The organism is Pseudomonas sp. C9D1, from assembly GCF_056491235.1.
Window position 1 is genome coordinate 591,444 of sequence record NZ_JBSZIE010000002.1, and the last position, 14,715, is coordinate 606,158.

Sequence of the window (14,715 nt, forward strand, 5' to 3'; positions counted from 1 at the left end):
TCAGTGGGCGTGGTCGGCCGAGCCCTTGCCCAGCTCCGACTTGAGGATGAAGCTGCCCTCGGTGGCCACGGTGGTGCCGGCGGCCAGGCCTTCGGTCACCTCGACGAAGCCGTCGCTGCGGGCGCCGAGGCTGACGGGCTGCGCGACGAAGCCTTGCGCCACCTGCACGAACACGCTGGGGCGCTCCTCGATGCTCTGCACCGCCTGCTCCGGCACGGTGACGCCGGCCTGGCTGGAAGCGGTCGCCAGCTCGATGCTGACGAACAGCCCCGGGCGCCAGGCGCCTTCCGGGTTCTTCAGCACCGCCCGCGCGGTAGCGGTGCGGGTCTGCTCGCCCAGCAGGTTGCCGATATAGGCCACCTGCCCGAGCACCTCGCTGCCCAGCTCCGGCGAGATGACCTTCACCGCGCGGCCCACCCGGGCTTCGCCCAGGTCCTTGGGCGAGAGGCTGAAGGTGGCCCACACCTGGCTGAGGTCGGACAGGGTGAAGGCGTTGCTCGCCTCGCTCACCACCTCGCCGGGCACCAGGTGCTTCTCCACCACCGTGCCGGCGAAGGGCGCGCGCAGCTCGTAGCGGTTGCCCTGGGCCTGTTGCCCGGCGCCGCCCACCGCAGCCAGCTTGTGCCGGGCGTTGGCGACGGCGATCTCGGCTTCCTGCAGGGCCTGCCGCGCCTGGAGGAAGTCCTGCTCGGCGGAGATGCCCTCCTTCCACAGCTGCTGCTCGCGCTGATGGGTGGTGCGGGCCAGCTCGGCGCGGCGCTCGGCGGCGGCCAGTTCACTGCGCTGCTCGGACAGCTGCGGGCTGGCGATCACCGCCAGCAGTTGGCCCTTCTCCACCTGCTGCCCGAGGTTCACCGCCACGCTTTCCACCACCCCCGACGTGCGCGGCACCAGGTGGGCGGTGCGGTCCTCGTCGAAACGGATCTCCCCCGGCAGCTTCACCCGCGTATCCAGGCTGCGGGCCTGGGCGGTGGCCAGGCGGATGCCGGCAGCGGTTATCTGCTCGGCGCTCAGGGCCAGCAGGCCCTCCTCCTTGGCGTACTCGAAACGCGCGGTGCGGCCCTCGCGCTCCACCTCCAGGGTGGCGCTGAAGAAATGCGGCTCGGCGATGCCCGCCGGGCTGACGAAGGCGCCGTCACGAGGGGTGAACGCCAGCACCTGGGTCTCCCCCGAGGCGCGCCGCACGCTCATCGACACCCGGCTCTGCCCGTCGGCGGCGATGCGGCTGCCGGCGCGGGACAGGTAGACGGACATGGGCACGCGGCCGTCGACGCTTTCCGGCGCCACCAGCTCGACATCGAGGTCGTCGGCGCGGAACAGCTCGCCGCCGTTGGGGCCGCGCGCGGCGGGTTTCGCATCGTCGTGGCCGTCCTCCTCGTCGTGGCCGTCCTCCTCGTCGTGCCCGGCCTCGTCGTGGCCGGCATGCGCCTTGGCGCCCTCCCCGACCGCACCACCGGGCATGAATGCAACCGCGCCGGCAACCACGCCGATCCCCGTTGCGAAGGCGATCGCCAGGGCCAATTTCCTGCTCATAGGTACTCCCGAAATTCAAAAGACAGGGCCCACGCCGGGCGGCGCGGGTGATGGATGGGCCGCGCCCTCAGGCGGCGGGGCCGCCAAGGGCGGTGACGTCGCCGTAGATGCGCTCCAGGCGCACCCAGGCTTCGGTGGCCGAGGCCAGTGCCTGCACGTAGCCGCTGCGTGCCTGGATCAGCGTGCGCTGGGCGTCCAGCACATCGAGGAAAGCCAACTTGCCCATCTCGAAGCCACGGCTGGTGCTGTCCACCGCGCTGCTGGCGGCGGGCAGGATGGTGGCGCTGAAGGCTTCCACCTCGGCGCTCGCCGCCTGCCATTGCTCCAGGGCTTCGCGCACCTCGCCACGCAGGCGCCATTCGACGGCGCGGCGCTGGTCCCGCGCCTGGTCGGCACGGCGGGCCGCCGCCAGGACGTTGCCCTGGTTGCGGTTGAACAAAGGGATGGGCATGGACAGCCCCACCACGTTCACCCGCTCGCGGTCCTCGGCGCTGTACTGGCTGCCGAGGCTGACGCTGAGGTCGGGGATGCGCTGGGCCTTCTCCAGCTCGAAGGCGGCGTCCTGCTGGTCGATGCCCATCTGCGCCAGGCGCAGCTCGGCACTCTCGGCCAGCGCGCCCAGCAGACGGGCGCCAGGCGGGATGCCCGGCAGCGCGGCGGCGTCGCCGGCCAGGGCCACCGGCGCGGCGACGTCAGCGCCCAGCACCCGCTGCAACTGGGTGGTCGCGCGGGCCTGCTCCTGCAGGGCACGGCGCAGCTCCAGGGCGATCTCGGCGCGCTGCACCTGGGCCCGGGTGAGTTCGATGGGCGACACCTTGCCGGCCTTGACCCGGCCCTCGGCGATGACCACGCCGCGCCCCGCCAGCGCCTGGGACTGCTCGGCCAACCCGACCCGCACCTGCGCCTGCAGCAGGCCCTGGAAGGCCTGGATGACCTCCGCCCGCAGCGCATTGCGGCTGCGCTCCAGCTCGAGCCCGGCGGCATCGATGCCCCGCTCGGCGAGCGTCGTCCTCGCGCCCCGCTTGCCGCCCAGCTCGATGGGCTGGGTGATCTGCACGGTGGTGGTACGGGTGGCGCTGCGGGTGTCTTCCTGCTCCCAGGAAAGCTCCGGGTTGGGCAGCAGCGCCGCCTGCTGGCGCTCGCCCTCGGCGATGCCCAGGGCCCAGCCCGCCGCGGCGAGATCGGGGTTGTTGCGCTGCGCCTGCTCCAGCGCATCGGCCAGGGTCAAGGCGGTGGGGGCGGCGAGCGCCTGCCCCAGGGAAAGGCCCAGGCCGAGGGTGCACGCCAGGGCGCAGCGCCGGAAACCGGCCGGTAATTGATCGATGACAGACACAGGTCGCTCCACTCCAAAGACCCAGAACAGGCACCGGCCACCCGAGGGGTGGATGAACGCCGGATACGCAATGGAGGGGCAATCTAGTGGGCAGGCCTTATCGTCAAGGTGACTGCAAAATTACAAATATGTAATCAACCGGCATTTAACAAAGTGCCTGTATTAACATTCGCCGGCCGAGTGATTGACCGTTGAACTTCGTCATGACTCGTAACAAATAACCGCGCAACTTTTCGGCCCCCGCGACTGACGATCCAGCGCTACCCAGCCGACCAGTGCGACCGCTTGCCGCACCCGTGCCAGCCGCATCAGGCGGGGCTTGACCCTGCAGCAACTACAGCCTTTAACCTCCGCAAAACAACAACGAAGCGGCCTCTATCCGCTCGCGATGAATTCATACAAGCCGCGCGCTTGAATCAATTGAACCTCGAACTTCCAGGTAACTTGAACATGCGAATCCTGATTATCGAGGACGAGCCTAAAACTGCCGATTACTTGCACCAGGGCCTCAGTGAAAGTGGCTATGTAACCGACCGTGCCGCCACCGGTATCGATGGCCTTCATCTGGTCCGCCAGCACGCCTATGACCTGGTGATACTGGATGTGAACCTGCCCGAGATCGACGGCTGGGGCGTGCTGGAAAGCATCCGCCGCACCAGCAACACCCGGGTGATGATGCTCACCGCCCGGGGCCGCCTGGCGGACAAGGTGCGGGGCCTGGACCTGGGCGCCGACGACTACCTGGTCAAGCCCTTCGAATTCCCCGAGCTGCTGGCGCGGGTGCGCTCGCTGCTGCGCCGCACCGAGCAGGTGCCCATCCCCGACGTGCTCAAGGTCTCCGACCTGGAGCTGGACCCGGGCCGCCATCGCGCCTTCCGCGGCGAGCAGCGCATCGACCTGACCACCAAGGAGTTCGCCCTGCTGCACCTGCTGATGCGCCGCTCGGGCGAGGTGCTGTCGCGCACGCAGATCATCTCGCTGGTGTGGGACATGAACTTCGACTGCGACACCAATGTGGTGGAGGTCTCCATCCGCCGCCTGCGGGCGAAGATCGACGACCCCTTCGACAACAAGCTGATCCACACCCTGCGCGGCGTCGGCTACGTGCTGGAGGACCGCCCATGAAGCCCGCCAGCCTGTCGCTGCGCCTGGGGGTTTCGGTGGCGCTCATGGGCGCCGCGCTGGTGGTGCTGCTGGCGGTGGCGGCCTATTTCGCGCTGCTCCACGAACTCTCGTCCCTGGCCCGCGACGGCCTGCGGGACAAGATCGAGCAGATCGAACACCGCCTGGAGGAAGACCGCCTCACCCCCACCGGCCTGCTCGGCAAGCCCCACGGCCTGCTCGACCTGGTGCTCGGCCACGACAACCTGCAACTGGCCATCTACCAGGCCGGCGCCAACGGCCGCCTGCTGCTGGACGTGAGCGACCGCGCCCTGGCCAGCGGCCCGTTGCCGGCGGTGACGGAGGTGATCCGCTACCACGAGGCCCGCGACGACTTCGGCCACGCCACCCTCACCGCCGCCACCAAGGTGCGCCTGGATGACGGCACGCCGGTGATCATCCAGCTGACCATGGACCGCACCGCCGACCAGACGCTGCTCAACGCCTACCTGCGCTCGACGCTCTATGCCCTGCCCCTGCTGCTGCTGGTGATCGGCATGGGCGCCTGGTGGATCGTCCAGCGTGGGCTGCGGCCGTTGCGCCAGTTCCGCAAGGTGGCCTCGCTGGTGTCCACCCAGGACCTGACCCACCGCATCCCCGTGGAGCGCCTGCCCCAGGAACTGGCGGACCTCGCCCAGGGCATCAACTTCATGCTCCACCGCCTGGACGGCGGCGTGCAGCAGCTTTCGCAGTTCTCCGACGACCTCGCCCACGAGCTGCGCTCGCCCATCACCAACCTGATGGGCAAGGCCCAGGTGACCCTCTCCCGCGAGCGGCCGCCGGAGGCCTACAAGGAGGTGCTGGAGTGCTGCACCGAGGAACTGGGGCGGGTCACCCGCATCGTCACCGACATGCTGTTCCTCGCCCACGTCAGCCACCCCGCCTCCCTGGTGCCCTTTGAGAGCATCACGCTGGAAGACGAGGCGCGGCGCGTGGCCGACCTGTTCAGCATCTCGGCGGAGGAGCGGCGCATCGACATCGCCGTCGCCGGCAGCGGCACCACCCGGGGCGACCGGCTGATGATCCAGCGCGCCCTGTCCAACCTGCTGTCCAACGCCATCCGCCACAGCCCGGCCGGCAGCCAGATCTCCATCGTTATCGAACGGCACACGGACAAGGTCTCCATCGCCGTGGGCAACCCCGGCATCGGCATCCCCGCCCAGCACCTGCCGCACCTCTTCGAGCGCTTCTACCGGGTGGACAGCGGCCGCTCCCGCGCCGAGGGCGGCACCGGCCTGGGGCTGGCCATCGTGCGTTCGATCATGAGCCTGCACCAGGGCAGCGTCGAAGCCAGCAGCCTGCCGGGCAGCTTCACCCTGTTCCGCCTGGTGTTTCCCGCACGGGGATAAGCAGGGACCAGCGCAAACCGTAGGATGGGTAGAGCGCAGCGAAACCCATGCTGCCGGGGTTGCCAATGGGCACGATGCGGACGGGGGCCTTGGATTGATGGGTTTCGCTGCGCTCTACGCCATCCTACGGGGGCATCGAAATGGCTGCGGCTATGTGCTCCGGCACACCTCCGCACCCGCCCTACCACGCCGTGCCCGATGGATGCTCCGCCCATAAAAAAGGCGCCCACCAGGGCGCCCAAGGATTCACCTCTTCCAAAGGAGCATCACTGCTTCAAAGGTGAATGAGTGGAAGTATGCGAAAGCGAAAATGACGGGACCGTGGTCGGCGAATTACAAATCCGTCATCTTCGCCAAGGCCCGCTACAGCACGCTGAGCGGGTATTCGACGATGAGGCGGAACTCGTCCAGGTCCGATTCGAACTGGGTGGCGCGGGTGTTGGCCTGGCGGATGCGGAACGACATGTCCTTCAGCGAGCCGCTCTGCACCACGTACTTCGCCTCGATGTCACGCTCCCAGCGTTTCTGGTCGGTGAGCGGATTACCATCCGCGTCGCGGCGCATGTAAGTGGCGTTGGCGTTGCTGTAGTCGGCGTCGGTGCCCTTGCCGTAGCGGGTCATGAACGACAGCCCCGGGACGCCAAAGGCCGCCATGTCCAGGTCATAGCGCACCATCCACGAGCGCTCCTTCGGCGAGTTGAAGTCCGAATACTGGATGGAGTTGTCCAAGTAGATGGAATCCGACTGGCGCAGGTAGTCGAAGTCGTCGTCGCCGTTGTTGCGCTGGTGGGTCAGCGCCACGGTGTGGGCGCCGAAACGCACGCCGACCTTGCCGCTCCAGATGGTGTTGTTGAACTCGCCGAGCTGCTGGCTGCCCTCGTCCACCGCCTTGTAGAGGTTGAAGCCGCCGATCAGCGACACCTGGTCGTTCAACGGGTAGCTCAGCGAGGTGCCGACGTAGTACTGGTCCCAGACATCCTTCAGGCGAGCGCTGTAGGCGCTGAGGCTGACGTGGTCGTTCAGCACATAGTCGCCGCCGAAGTAACCGACCCAGGGCGAATCGACGCCACCGGCATAGAAGGTGGCGAAGTTGTCGCGCATGTTGCTCGATACAGGCTGGCTCATGGAATGCAGGCGACCGCCCTGCAGGGTCAGACCATCGATGCTGTTGTTGGCCAGGGTGATGCCGCGGAAGGATTCGGGCAGCAGCCGCGAGTCGCCGTACTGCACCACCGGCGTGACCGGGAAGACGTCACCCACCTTGATCAGGGTGTCGAAGGCGCGGACCTTGGCCGCCCCGCCGACCTTGGTGTACTCGTCCCGGGCATCGCCCGCGCTGTCCACGGGCAGCACATCGAAGGAACTGCGCGCACCGTTGCGCCCGCCGCCGGTGTCCAGCTTCAGGCCGAGCATGGCGAAGGCGTCCACGCCGAAGCCGACGGTGCCCTGGGTGAAGCCGGATTCGAATTTGCCGATCACCGCGTGTGCCCAGGTTTCGGAGTAACCCGCACCGCCGGCACCCTCCTCGCCGTTGCGGTTATCGCGGTTGAAGTAGAAGTTGCGGTTGAGGACGCTCAGGCTGCTGCCCTCGATAAAACCTTCCTTCTGCTCTTCGGCATGAACGAGCGGGCTGACCCCGAGAATGGCGGACACGACGGCAAGCGACAGCTTGGCTTTTCTGTTCATCTATTGCTCCTGGCGAATGGCAGTTCTTATTGATCTGGGCGAGTCGTTATGGATTGTTCGAATGAATGCGACCGCGCCTTATCGTCACTGCCGGGAGCTAACGCCAGGATGATTGGAAGATTACAATTCTGAAAGGCAACACCCCGCCCAGGCCCTGAACGCCGGGGCCTTCACCACGCGCCGGGAAGATTGCAGCAATGTAATGTCCGGCTCATGCCCCTGTTAGTTTCACCTCCGTAGCATCAGGCCCACTTCGCATCGCAACTCCCATCCGACATGCGAACTTCAAGAGGCCTGCCCATGAAAAAGATCCATTACGCCCTCATCGCCCTGCTCGCTCTCGGCAGCGCGCCCGCCTTCGCCAAGGGCGACGGCTTCGACCGTTCCTACCAGTTCAACCAGAAGGTGCGCGAAGACCAGCAGCGCCTGTGGGGCAAGAAGAACGCCGAGGTGGCGGACGCCGGCCAGCAGCCGGCCAAGCGCAGCGAGCCGCCGGCAAGCGCCTCGGAGAAGAAACGCAATGGCAGCTGATGCCGGCGTCCAGGAAAAAAGCGCCCCACGGGGCGCTTTTTTGTGCCGGAGAAAAACGCCGGTCAGTCCTCGGAGCGGCCCGTGCCTTCGCGGTCGCGGGGGTAGTGGTGGGCGAGCGGGAATGGCGGCAGCCAGGCTTCGCGGCGGGTGACCCAGCTCTCGTAGGTGGGCAGCAACTGGTCGGGGGCGTCGAGGCAGCCGAGGTTCACCTCGATTTCATCGCCCGTGCGCGAGTACACCGACGAGCCGCAGCGCGGGCAGAAGCAGCGCCCGGCGTAGTCGTGGACCTCGCCCTCGATGGCCACGGCGGCTTCGGGGAATATCGCCGATGCGTGGAACAGCGCGCCGTGGTGCTTGCGGCAATCCAGGCAGTGGCAGAGGCCGACCCGGTAGGGCCGCCCGCTCGCCACCAGCCTTACGCGGCCACACAGGCAGCCGCCGCTGTATCGCTCCATGTGCCGTCCCTCCGCAGCAGGGCCCTGGGTGGTTTCAGAGGCGCAGGCCGGGCCGGCGCCGGGTCAGCTCCTGGATCATCGCGCTGGCGATCACCGCCGTGGGCAGCAGGGTTTGCGGGGCGCCCGGCCCCTTGAGGCGATAGCCACGGATTTCCGTCGAACCGTCCTGCCGCACCGCCAACCACTGCACCACGCTGAACTCTCCCTTGGTGAAAACCGTCGCGCCTGAATGTTCCATCACTCGTCCTGATCACTGAAAAGCAGAACGGTCGAGCGTAGACGCTGAGCCCCGGAGCGCAAGTTAGAGCGGGCGTGGGCCGACCGCAGGCTTGACCCTGGAGTAGCTACAGCCTTCATGCTGCGCGGAAAGCCCACAGGAGAAACGACGATGGATTGGCTGGAGAAACGCGTTCCCCCCTTGATGGTCGCAGGCGCCTTCGCCCTGCTGATGGCGCTGCTGGCGCAACCGGTTCCGCCCATCGGGGTGGCGCAGGCCTGGCGCCTGGTGATGGCGCTGGTGTTGCTGCTGGTGGGGCTGGGCATCTGCCTGGCGGGGGTGGCGAGCTTCCGGCTGGCGCAGACCACGGTCAACCCGCTGGCGCCGGAACAGGCCACGGCCCTGGTGCAGAGCGGCATCTACCGCTACACGCGCAACCCCATGTACCTGGGTTTCGCCCTGGTGCTGCTGGCCTGGGCGGCGTTATTGGCCGCCCCGCTGAGCCTGCTCGGCGTGGCCGGCTTCGTGCTGTACCTCGACCGCTTGCAGATCGCCCCGGAGGAGCGCGCCCTGGCCGAGTTGTTCGGCGCCGAGTACGCGGGCTACTGCAAACGGGTGCGGCGCTGGCTCTGAACCCGCGCCGCACGCCCTGCCCTACACCCCCTTGGTGGAGGGCAGCAGCACGGTGAGGATGCCCAGCAGCGGCAGGAAGGAGCAGAGGAAGAACACGTGCTCGATGCCGTGGATGTCAGCCAGGTGTCCGAGCAGCGCGCCACCGATGCCGCCGAAGCCGAACATCAGGCCGAAGAACACGCCGGCGATCATGCCCACGTTGCCCGGCACCAGCTCCTGGGCGAAGACCACGATGGCCGAGAACGCCGAGGCCAGGATGAAGCCGATGACCATGCTCAGCACGCCGGTCCAGAACAGGTCGACGTGGGGCAGCGCCAGGGTGAAGGGCGCCGCGCCGAGGATGGAAAACCAGATCACCTTCTTGCGCCCGATGCGGTCGCCGATGGGGCCACCGAAGAAGGTGCCGGCTGCCACCGCGCCGAGGAACAGGAAGAGGTAGAGCTGCGAGCTGGCCACCGAGAGGTCGAACTTCTCGATCAGGTAGAAGGTGAAGTAGCTGGTGAGGCTGGCCATGTAGAAGTACTTGGAGAACACCAGCAACGCCAGGATCACCAGGGCGAAGGTCACCCGCCGCTTGGACAGCCCGTGGGTGGCGACGCCGCCCTGCTTGAGGCGGAACAGGTTGAGGTGGTTGCGGTACCAGCGGCTCAGCCCGTAGAGCACGAGGATGGAGAAGGCCGCGAACAGCCCGAACCAGGCCACGTGGCCCTGGCCATAGGGAATGATGATGGCGGCGGCCAGCAAGGGGCCGAAGGCGCTGCCGGCGTTACCGCCCACCTGGAAGGTGGACTGCGCCAGGCCGAAGCGCCCGCCCGAGGCCAGCCGTGCGATGCGCGAGGCCTCCGGGTGGAAGGTGGACGAGCCGATGCCCACCAGCGCCGAGGCCATGAGGATGGCCGGGAAGGAGCCGACCACAGCCAGCAGCAGGATACCCACCAGGGTGCACAGCGAGCCGACCGGCAGCAGCCAGGGCTTGGGGTGGCGGTCGGTGTAGTAGCCCACCCAGGGTTGCAGCAGCGAGGCGGTGAGCTGGAAGGTCAGGGTGATCAGCCCCACCTGGGTGAAGCTCAGCCCGTAGCTGGCCTTGAGCATGGGGTAGATCGACGGCAGCACCGCCTGGATCAGGTCGTTGATCAGGTGCGCCAGCGCGCAGGCACCGATCACGCGCATGACCAGCGGGCTGGCTTGGCTCGCGACCGAAGGGGCCGCCAGGGGGGAGGCGGTGGAGCTGATGGACATGGCACGCTTCCAGGCAAAGGCAACGCCGCTCCACGGACGCTTTGGCCGTGAAATCACGCTGCTGGTTCTCAGGATTCGGCGCTATCCTAAGGCCCGCCCAACCGCCTGTCTCGCGCAATCCGGTCAACAACCATCGCGAAAAAGACATCATGATCAAGCCCCTCGACACCTTCCTGAGCGAGATCGACGCCGCGCCCTGGCCCCTGCGCAGCAGCGCCACCGACTACCCGGCGGACTGGTTCATCCAGCCCCACTCGCACAACAAGCACCAGCTGATCTACGCCATCCAGGGCGTGATGGTGGTGCACTCGGCGATGAACCAGTGGACGGTGCCCCCCAGCCGCGGCATCTGGATGCCCTGCGGGCAGGTGCACGCCATCCGCTGCGTGGGCGCGCTGAAGATGCGCAGCGTGTTCGTACGCCCGGACATCGCCCCGGACCTGCCCCTCGAATCGAAGGCGGTGAGCATCTCGGCGCTGCTCAGCGAACTGATCCAGGCCTCCATCGGCATCACCGAGTCCTATGCGCCGGACTCCCGCGAAGGACGGGTGATGAGCCTCATCCTCGATGAGCTGAAGATCCTCCCCACCCTCCCCCTGCACCTGCCGCAACCGGCGGACCGGCGCATCCAGGGCATCTGCGCGGCGCTGCAGCAGGACCCCAGCGACGGCTCCACCCTGGCGGACTGGAGCGCCCGGCTGGGCCTGGACGAGAAGACCATCCAGCGCCTGTTCCAGAAAGGCACCGGGATGACCTTCGGCCAATGGCGCCAGCAGGCCCGCCTGCTGCTCGCCCTGGAGCGCATCGCCCTGGGCGAGAAGATCATCGACGTGGCCGGCCAGCTCGGCTACGAAAGCCCCAGCGCCTTCACCACCATGTTCAAGAAGCAGTTCGGCATCACGCCCAGCAACTTCTTCAAGTGAGCCGCCCGCTGCGGGCGACGCTACAATGGCGCCCGCGCCGATTCCCCCGATCGGGCACGCCCGGAGTCAGCTGCACATGTTCACCCTCGTAACCCTGGATAACCCGCCGCCCGAGTCCCTGAAGAGCCAGGTGCTGCAGATGGTGGTGGACTACTTCAGCGACATCAGCCCGGTTCCGCTGACGCCCAGCAACCCGCTCTACCAGCTGTACCAGTACGTGATCGGCTACGAGGTGCACCTGTACCTGCAGGCCATGGACAGCGCCCAGGCCAGCGGCGCGCGGCTGGTGCTCGCCCTGGCGGACGAAGACCCGTCCCAGGTGCTGGGCTTCGCCCTGTACCTGCCCAGCCAGGACGATGCCGAGGCCTGCACCCTGGCCTACCTGGCGGTGGCCGCCAGCCACCGCCGCCACGGCATCGCCCGCGCCCTGGTGCACCGCATGCTCGAACACCGCCCCCACGCCGAACTGGCCTGTGCGGCGGGCAAGGTGCCCACCTTCGAGGCCCTGGGCTTCCGCGTGCTGGCCGCGCAGGGGCCGCACGTGCTGCTCAACACCCGCGCCCAGCGCTCCAACGGCATGGTGGCGGTGCAGGACCTGGCGCCGATCTTCCAATCCAAGGAGGTGCGGCAGATCCACGCCTACCTGGTGAAGCAGAACGGCCAGAAGGCCCTCAGCGAGGCCGAGAGCAAGCGCGACCGCCTGCTCGACCAGATGGCCTTCCACGCCCAGGCGCTGGTGAAAGAGCGCTTCCCGACCATCCACTGATCGCGTTTTCTGCCGCTCGAAGCGGCCCAAGTTCCAGGGAGAGGACGTTCCATGCGTGAACGACAATCGGCACGGTTGCGGGTGATCAGCCCGGCCGGCGAGGTGCTGCAACTCGGCATCGGCGACCGCCCCCACACAGGACAACCCGCAAAGGAATGACAGCATGACCCGCACCCTGCGCCTGGCCACCACCGGTGATATCGAGGCGCTCTTCGCCATCCGCACCAGCGTCGTGCAGAACCACCTCTCCCGCGAGCAGATGGCCGAGCTGGGCATCACCCCGGCCGTGCTGGCCGACGCCATCACCGCCGGGCCCTGCTGCTGGATCGCCGAGGTGGACGGCGTGCCCGCCGGCTTCGCCATGATCGACCTGGATGAGGGTGAACTCTTCGCCCTGTTCATCCGCCCCGAGTTCGAAGGCGTGGGGCTGGGGCGCATGCTCCTGCAGGCAGCGGAAGAGGCGCTGTTCCAGGCCCACGACAGCATCTGGCTGGTGACCGATGGCCACGCAGAAATCCGTGCCAACGGCTTCTACCAGCGCCATGGCTGGACCCTGGCCGGGGTCGTGGATGAGCGGGATGTGCGTTATGAGAAGCGCCGGGGGTGGTAGCCGTTATCGGTTGGGGCGAATTCATTGGCCCATGGGCAATGGCGTTACCCTGCAACCACCCACGGCAACCCTGCGGGTTGCTTGGCGACTGAAGTCGCCCCTACAGGTGTGGGGCAACAGGGAGCATTTGTGGGAGCGGTTTCAACCGCGAATGGCAGGGTGCTTAGCCATCGCGAATGAACTCGCTCCTACAGACCTCGAAGCGCCCAGCCACTGCTCACTCCGGACGTAGGGTGTGCTGCGCGCACCTGGATTTCACCGGAAGCACAGCGCGGCGCTGCGCACGCGGCACACCCTACGGCACCCGTTCATCCTGCTAGGCCCGAGACTCGTATCGTCACGAGAAAAACAACAGGGAGCATTTGTGGGAGCGGTTTCAACCGCGAATGGCACGGTGCCTGGCCAATCGCGAATGAATTCGCTCCTACAGATCTCGAAGCGTGCAGCCACTGCTCACTCCGGACGTAGGGTGTGCTGCGCGCACCTGGATTTCACCGGAAGCACAGCGCGGCGCTGCGCACGCGGCCGCCTAGCGCCGCGAGTGCCTGCGTCGGCTGAAGGTCGGCTCCGTCATCAACTCCCGTACGAACAGCCCGAAGAACTCTGCCTGGCTGTTGATCTCCAGCTTCTCGTACAGGTTGCGCCGGTGCACCTTCACCGTGCCCCGGGTGATGCGCAACTGCGCAGCTATCTGCTCGCTGGAATAGCCCTGCAGCAGCAACTGCGCGATCTTGTGTTCACGCCGCGTCAGCAACTCTTCCCCGAAGGAACTGAACACCGCACGCACATGGCTCGTGGGCAGTACGGCATCCGCAGGCGGCTGGCTCCGCGCCTCCCAAGCCATGCGCACCACTTCCTCCACCACCGGCAGCGCATCGCGCAGCAGCCGCAGCGCCTCCCCATCGAACGGCACCCCACCCTCCCCGCGCATCAACGACAACACCGCCCGGCAGCCCGGCGCTGGTGTGGTTAAAAAGCCCAGCTCATCGCTCAACCGCAGGCGGTGGTAATAGGCATCGAAGTAATGGCCGCTGTGGAAACTGTCCGGCGCCAACTCGCGCATGCCGTAGAGCCCATCGGCGTTATCGAACAGGCAACCGAGGCAGAACGGATCGAGCAGATAGGGGCCGGTGCGGTAGTCATCGATAAAGGTCGCGCGCAGCTCGGCGGGCAAGGTGTGGAACAGGGGCAACGGCAGGTGGCTGCCTTCGTAGAGGAACAGCACGAAGTGGTCAGTGGGAGCGAAGCCGTGCAGCCAGTTGGCCAGGGCGCGCAACTGTGGCTCGCCGGGGGACTGGGTGAGGATGGTGGTGATGGCGTGGGTCCATGTTTTGGGGTGGGGATGCATTGGCCGGCAATCTCCTTGTCTAGGCCTGGAGAGGTAACACGTAAGAGGAAATCTCACTCGACCAAAGATACTCCTTTGAGTATAGATTAATGACCGGACGGAAGGCTTCATCGTTCCTTTTTGCGAGTAGGCGGGATGGAACTGAAGCAAGCACTGGCGCAAGCCATCAAGGAGCTGAGAAAGAGCAAGGATCTTTCGCAGGAAACGGTGGGAGCGAGCCAGAGCTACATCAGCGATGTGGAGCGCGGCATCAAAAGCCCTTCGGTGATCAAGCTGGCAGAACTGGCGGAGAACATGGGTGTGCACCCGTTGACGATTCTGGCCAAGAGCTACCTGCTGGCAGACCCGGAGCTGGGTGTGGATGAGCTGCTTGAGCAGTTGCGTCGGGAGCTTGAGGAGATCTGAAGCCAGACCTCCAACTGCCAATTCCCTTGCAAGGTTTCTACATGGAAAGAGTGTCGGTGGAATACGCTAACGATGGAGGCAGCCTCTTGAAGCTGGGCAACGCTGTCCGCGCCCGCAGAAAGATGCTCGACCTCTCGCAAGAAGCGCTCGCCGATGCCGCCGGAATCGACCGTTCGCACATGGGCAAGATCGAGCGCGGCGAACGCAATGTGACATTCCTCAACATCGTTCGAATCGCCACAGCCATGCAGTGCAGCCCTTCCGACTTGCTTATCGAGGCGGGTCTCTGAGCGAGGCTTTAAAACTGCCGCTTGGGAAGGCTCAGAAGACGCCAGGCAGCAACCAGAGTTACACCAGTAATATGGAGCGCGGTATCAGAGCCCCGTCTCGATTGATATCACTTACCAGAGTGGACACCGCGAGGGGCTTTCCCAGCGTTACCAGTAGAAATTCGCGAAGCTACTATCGTCGCAGGATTGCGTTATAAATCGCTTCTTGGCAATTGAAACTGAAGAATCTGCAATTC

The 14,715-nt window shown here is 66.4% G+C and carries 16 protein-coding genes; 9 read left to right on the forward strand and 7 right to left on the reverse strand.

Translation table 11 applies throughout. The features are described from left to right. Positions 1 to 1,509 carry an efflux RND transporter periplasmic adaptor subunit gene (locus ACXI0U_RS10955; RefSeq protein ID WP_431484878.1) on the reverse strand — a complete coding sequence of 503 codons (1,509 nt, stop codon included), beginning with the start codon at positions 1,507 to 1,509 and terminating at the stop codon, positions 1 to 3. 91 nt (positions 1,510 to 1,600) lie between these two features. Then, positions 1,601 to 2,866, reverse strand: a complete 1,266-nt coding sequence (locus ACXI0U_RS10960; protein ID WP_431484630.1) for a TolC family protein — start codon at positions 2,864 to 2,866, stop codon at positions 1,601 to 1,603. A gap of 450 nt (positions 2,867 to 3,316) precedes the next feature. Between ACXI0U_RS10960 and ACXI0U_RS10965 the strand changes: the two genes are divergently transcribed. Together ACXI0U_RS10965 and ACXI0U_RS10970 are read left to right on the forward strand one after the other, a co-directional pair. Beyond that, positions 3,317 to 3,991, forward strand: coding sequence for a heavy metal response regulator transcription factor (locus ACXI0U_RS10965; RefSeq protein WP_021220206.1), 675 nt, complete (start codon positions 3,317 to 3,319; stop codon positions 3,989 to 3,991). Next, positions 3,988 to 5,376, forward strand: coding sequence for a heavy metal sensor histidine kinase (locus ACXI0U_RS10970; protein WP_316926065.1), 1,389 nt, complete (start codon positions 3,988 to 3,990; stop codon positions 5,374 to 5,376). The genes ACXI0U_RS10965 and ACXI0U_RS10970 overlap by 4 nt, the downstream gene beginning before the upstream one ends. Before the next feature lie 363 nt (positions 5,377 to 5,739). Here ACXI0U_RS10970 and ACXI0U_RS10975 read toward each other — a convergent pair whose 3' ends face one another. After that, positions 5,740 to 7,062, reverse strand: coding sequence for an OprD family porin (locus ACXI0U_RS10975; protein ID WP_431484631.1), 1,323 nt, complete (start codon positions 7,060 to 7,062; stop codon positions 5,740 to 5,742). Between the two features lie 300 nt (positions 7,063 to 7,362). Here ACXI0U_RS10975 and ACXI0U_RS10980 point away from each other — a divergent pair, with 300 nt between their 5' ends. After that, positions 7,363 to 7,593 carry a hypothetical protein gene (locus ACXI0U_RS10980; RefSeq protein WP_021220203.1) on the forward strand — a complete coding sequence of 77 codons (231 nt, stop codon included), beginning with the start codon at positions 7,363 to 7,365 and terminating at the stop codon, positions 7,591 to 7,593. Positions 7,594 to 7,655: 62 nt separating this feature from the next. Here ACXI0U_RS10980 and ACXI0U_RS10985 read toward each other — a convergent pair whose 3' ends face one another. Next, positions 7,656 to 8,048, reverse strand: coding sequence for a GFA family protein (locus tag ACXI0U_RS10985; RefSeq protein ID WP_431484632.1), 393 nt, complete (start codon positions 8,046 to 8,048; stop codon positions 7,656 to 7,658). 34 nt (positions 8,049 to 8,082) lie between these two features. After that, positions 8,083 to 8,286 carry a hypothetical protein gene (locus tag ACXI0U_RS10990; RefSeq protein WP_021220201.1) on the reverse strand — a complete coding sequence of 68 codons (204 nt, stop codon included), beginning with the start codon at positions 8,284 to 8,286 and terminating at the stop codon, positions 8,083 to 8,085. 150 nt (positions 8,287 to 8,436) lie between these two features. On the opposite strand from ACXI0U_RS10990, the gene ACXI0U_RS10995 reads away from it, so the two are divergent. Continuing rightward, positions 8,437 to 8,898 (forward strand): methyltransferase family protein, encoded by a 462-nt coding sequence (locus ACXI0U_RS10995; protein WP_184490017.1) that lies wholly within the window; start codon positions 8,437 to 8,439, stop codon positions 8,896 to 8,898. A 21-nt stretch (positions 8,899 to 8,919) separates the two neighbouring features. On the opposite strand, the gene ACXI0U_RS11000 is transcribed toward ACXI0U_RS10995, so the two are convergent. Then, complete coding sequence (locus tag ACXI0U_RS11000) at positions 8,920 to 10,137, reverse strand: MFS transporter (protein ID WP_316926061.1); 1,218 nt, start codon at positions 10,135 to 10,137, stop codon at positions 8,920 to 8,922. Between the two features lie 149 nt (positions 10,138 to 10,286). Between ACXI0U_RS11000 and ACXI0U_RS11005 the strand changes: the two genes are divergently transcribed. From ACXI0U_RS11005 to ACXI0U_RS11015, 3 genes are all read left to right on the forward strand, one after another. After that, a complete protein-coding gene (locus ACXI0U_RS11005; protein ID WP_021220198.1) occupies positions 10,287 to 11,060 on the forward strand; it encodes an AraC family transcriptional regulator in 774 nt (257 codons plus the stop codon). A 76-nt stretch (positions 11,061 to 11,136) separates the two neighbouring features. Further along, entirely contained in the window at positions 11,137 to 11,826 is a 690-nt protein-coding gene (locus ACXI0U_RS11010) for a GNAT family N-acetyltransferase (protein WP_431484633.1), read from the forward strand. Between the two features lie 163 nt (positions 11,827 to 11,989). Beyond that, complete coding sequence (locus tag ACXI0U_RS11015) at positions 11,990 to 12,436, forward strand: GNAT family N-acetyltransferase (protein WP_271657936.1); 447 nt, start codon at positions 11,990 to 11,992, stop codon at positions 12,434 to 12,436. A 529-nt stretch (positions 12,437 to 12,965) separates the two neighbouring features. Here the strand turns inward: ACXI0U_RS11015 and ACXI0U_RS11020 are convergent. Next, positions 12,966 to 13,784, reverse strand: coding sequence for a helix-turn-helix transcriptional regulator (locus tag ACXI0U_RS11020; protein ID WP_479550237.1), 819 nt, complete (start codon positions 13,782 to 13,784; stop codon positions 12,966 to 12,968). A gap of 135 nt (positions 13,785 to 13,919) precedes the next feature. On the opposite strand from ACXI0U_RS11020, the gene ACXI0U_RS11025 reads away from it, so the two are divergent. Together ACXI0U_RS11025 and ACXI0U_RS11030 are read left to right on the forward strand one after the other, a co-directional pair. Further along, the gene (locus tag ACXI0U_RS11025) at positions 13,920 to 14,189 is read left to right on the forward strand and encodes a helix-turn-helix domain-containing protein (protein ID WP_021220194.1); all 270 of its coding nucleotides are present in this window, start codon (positions 13,920 to 13,922) and stop codon (positions 14,187 to 14,189) included. 41 nt (positions 14,190 to 14,230) lie between these two features. Further along, positions 14,231 to 14,479 carry a helix-turn-helix domain-containing protein gene (locus ACXI0U_RS11030; protein ID WP_021220193.1) on the forward strand — a complete coding sequence of 83 codons (249 nt, stop codon included), beginning with the start codon at positions 14,231 to 14,233 and terminating at the stop codon, positions 14,477 to 14,479. Positions 14,480 to 14,715: the final 236 nt, after the last annotated feature.

Bases quoted from the DNA above. Each gene is read 5' to 3' on its own strand.
- ACXI0U_RS10965 (WP_021220206.1), top strand. From the start codon at position 3,317: ATGCGAATCCTGATTATCGAGGACGAGCCTAAAACTGCCGATTACTTG.
- ACXI0U_RS10970 (WP_316926065.1), top strand. From the start codon at position 3,988: ATGAAGCCCGCCAGCCTGTCGCTGCGCCTGGGGGTTTCGGTGGCGCTC.
- ACXI0U_RS10975 (WP_431484631.1), bottom strand. From the start codon at position 7,062: ATGAACAGAAAAGCCAAGCTGTCGCTTGCCGTCGTGTCCGCCATTCTC.
- ACXI0U_RS10980 (WP_021220203.1), top strand. From the start codon at position 7,363: ATGAAAAAGATCCATTACGCCCTCATCGCCCTGCTCGCTCTCGGCAGC.
- ACXI0U_RS10985 (WP_431484632.1), bottom strand. From the start codon at position 8,048: ATGGAGCGATACAGCGGCGGCTGCCTGTGTGGCCGCGTAAGGCTGGTG.
- ACXI0U_RS10990 (WP_021220201.1), bottom strand. From the start codon at position 8,286: ATGGAACATTCAGGCGCGACGGTTTTCACCAAGGGAGAGTTCAGCGTG.
- ACXI0U_RS10995 (WP_184490017.1), top strand. From the start codon at position 8,437: ATGGATTGGCTGGAGAAACGCGTTCCCCCCTTGATGGTCGCAGGCGCC.
- ACXI0U_RS11000 (WP_316926061.1), bottom strand. From the start codon at position 10,137: ATGTCCATCAGCTCCACCGCCTCCCCCCTGGCGGCCCCTTCGGTCGCG.
- ACXI0U_RS11005 (WP_021220198.1), top strand. From the start codon at position 10,287: ATGATCAAGCCCCTCGACACCTTCCTGAGCGAGATCGACGCCGCGCCC.
- ACXI0U_RS11010 (WP_431484633.1), top strand. From the start codon at position 11,137: ATGTTCACCCTCGTAACCCTGGATAACCCGCCGCCCGAGTCCCTGAAG.
- ACXI0U_RS11015 (WP_271657936.1), top strand. From the start codon at position 11,990: ATGACCCGCACCCTGCGCCTGGCCACCACCGGTGATATCGAGGCGCTC.
- ACXI0U_RS11020 (WP_479550237.1), bottom strand. From the start codon at position 13,784: ATGCATCCCCACCCCAAAACATGGACCCACGCCATCACCACCATCCTC.
- ACXI0U_RS11025 (WP_021220194.1), top strand. From the start codon at position 13,920: ATGGAACTGAAGCAAGCACTGGCGCAAGCCATCAAGGAGCTGAGAAAG.
- ACXI0U_RS11030 (WP_021220193.1), top strand. From the start codon at position 14,231: ATGGAAAGAGTGTCGGTGGAATACGCTAACGATGGAGGCAGCCTCTTG.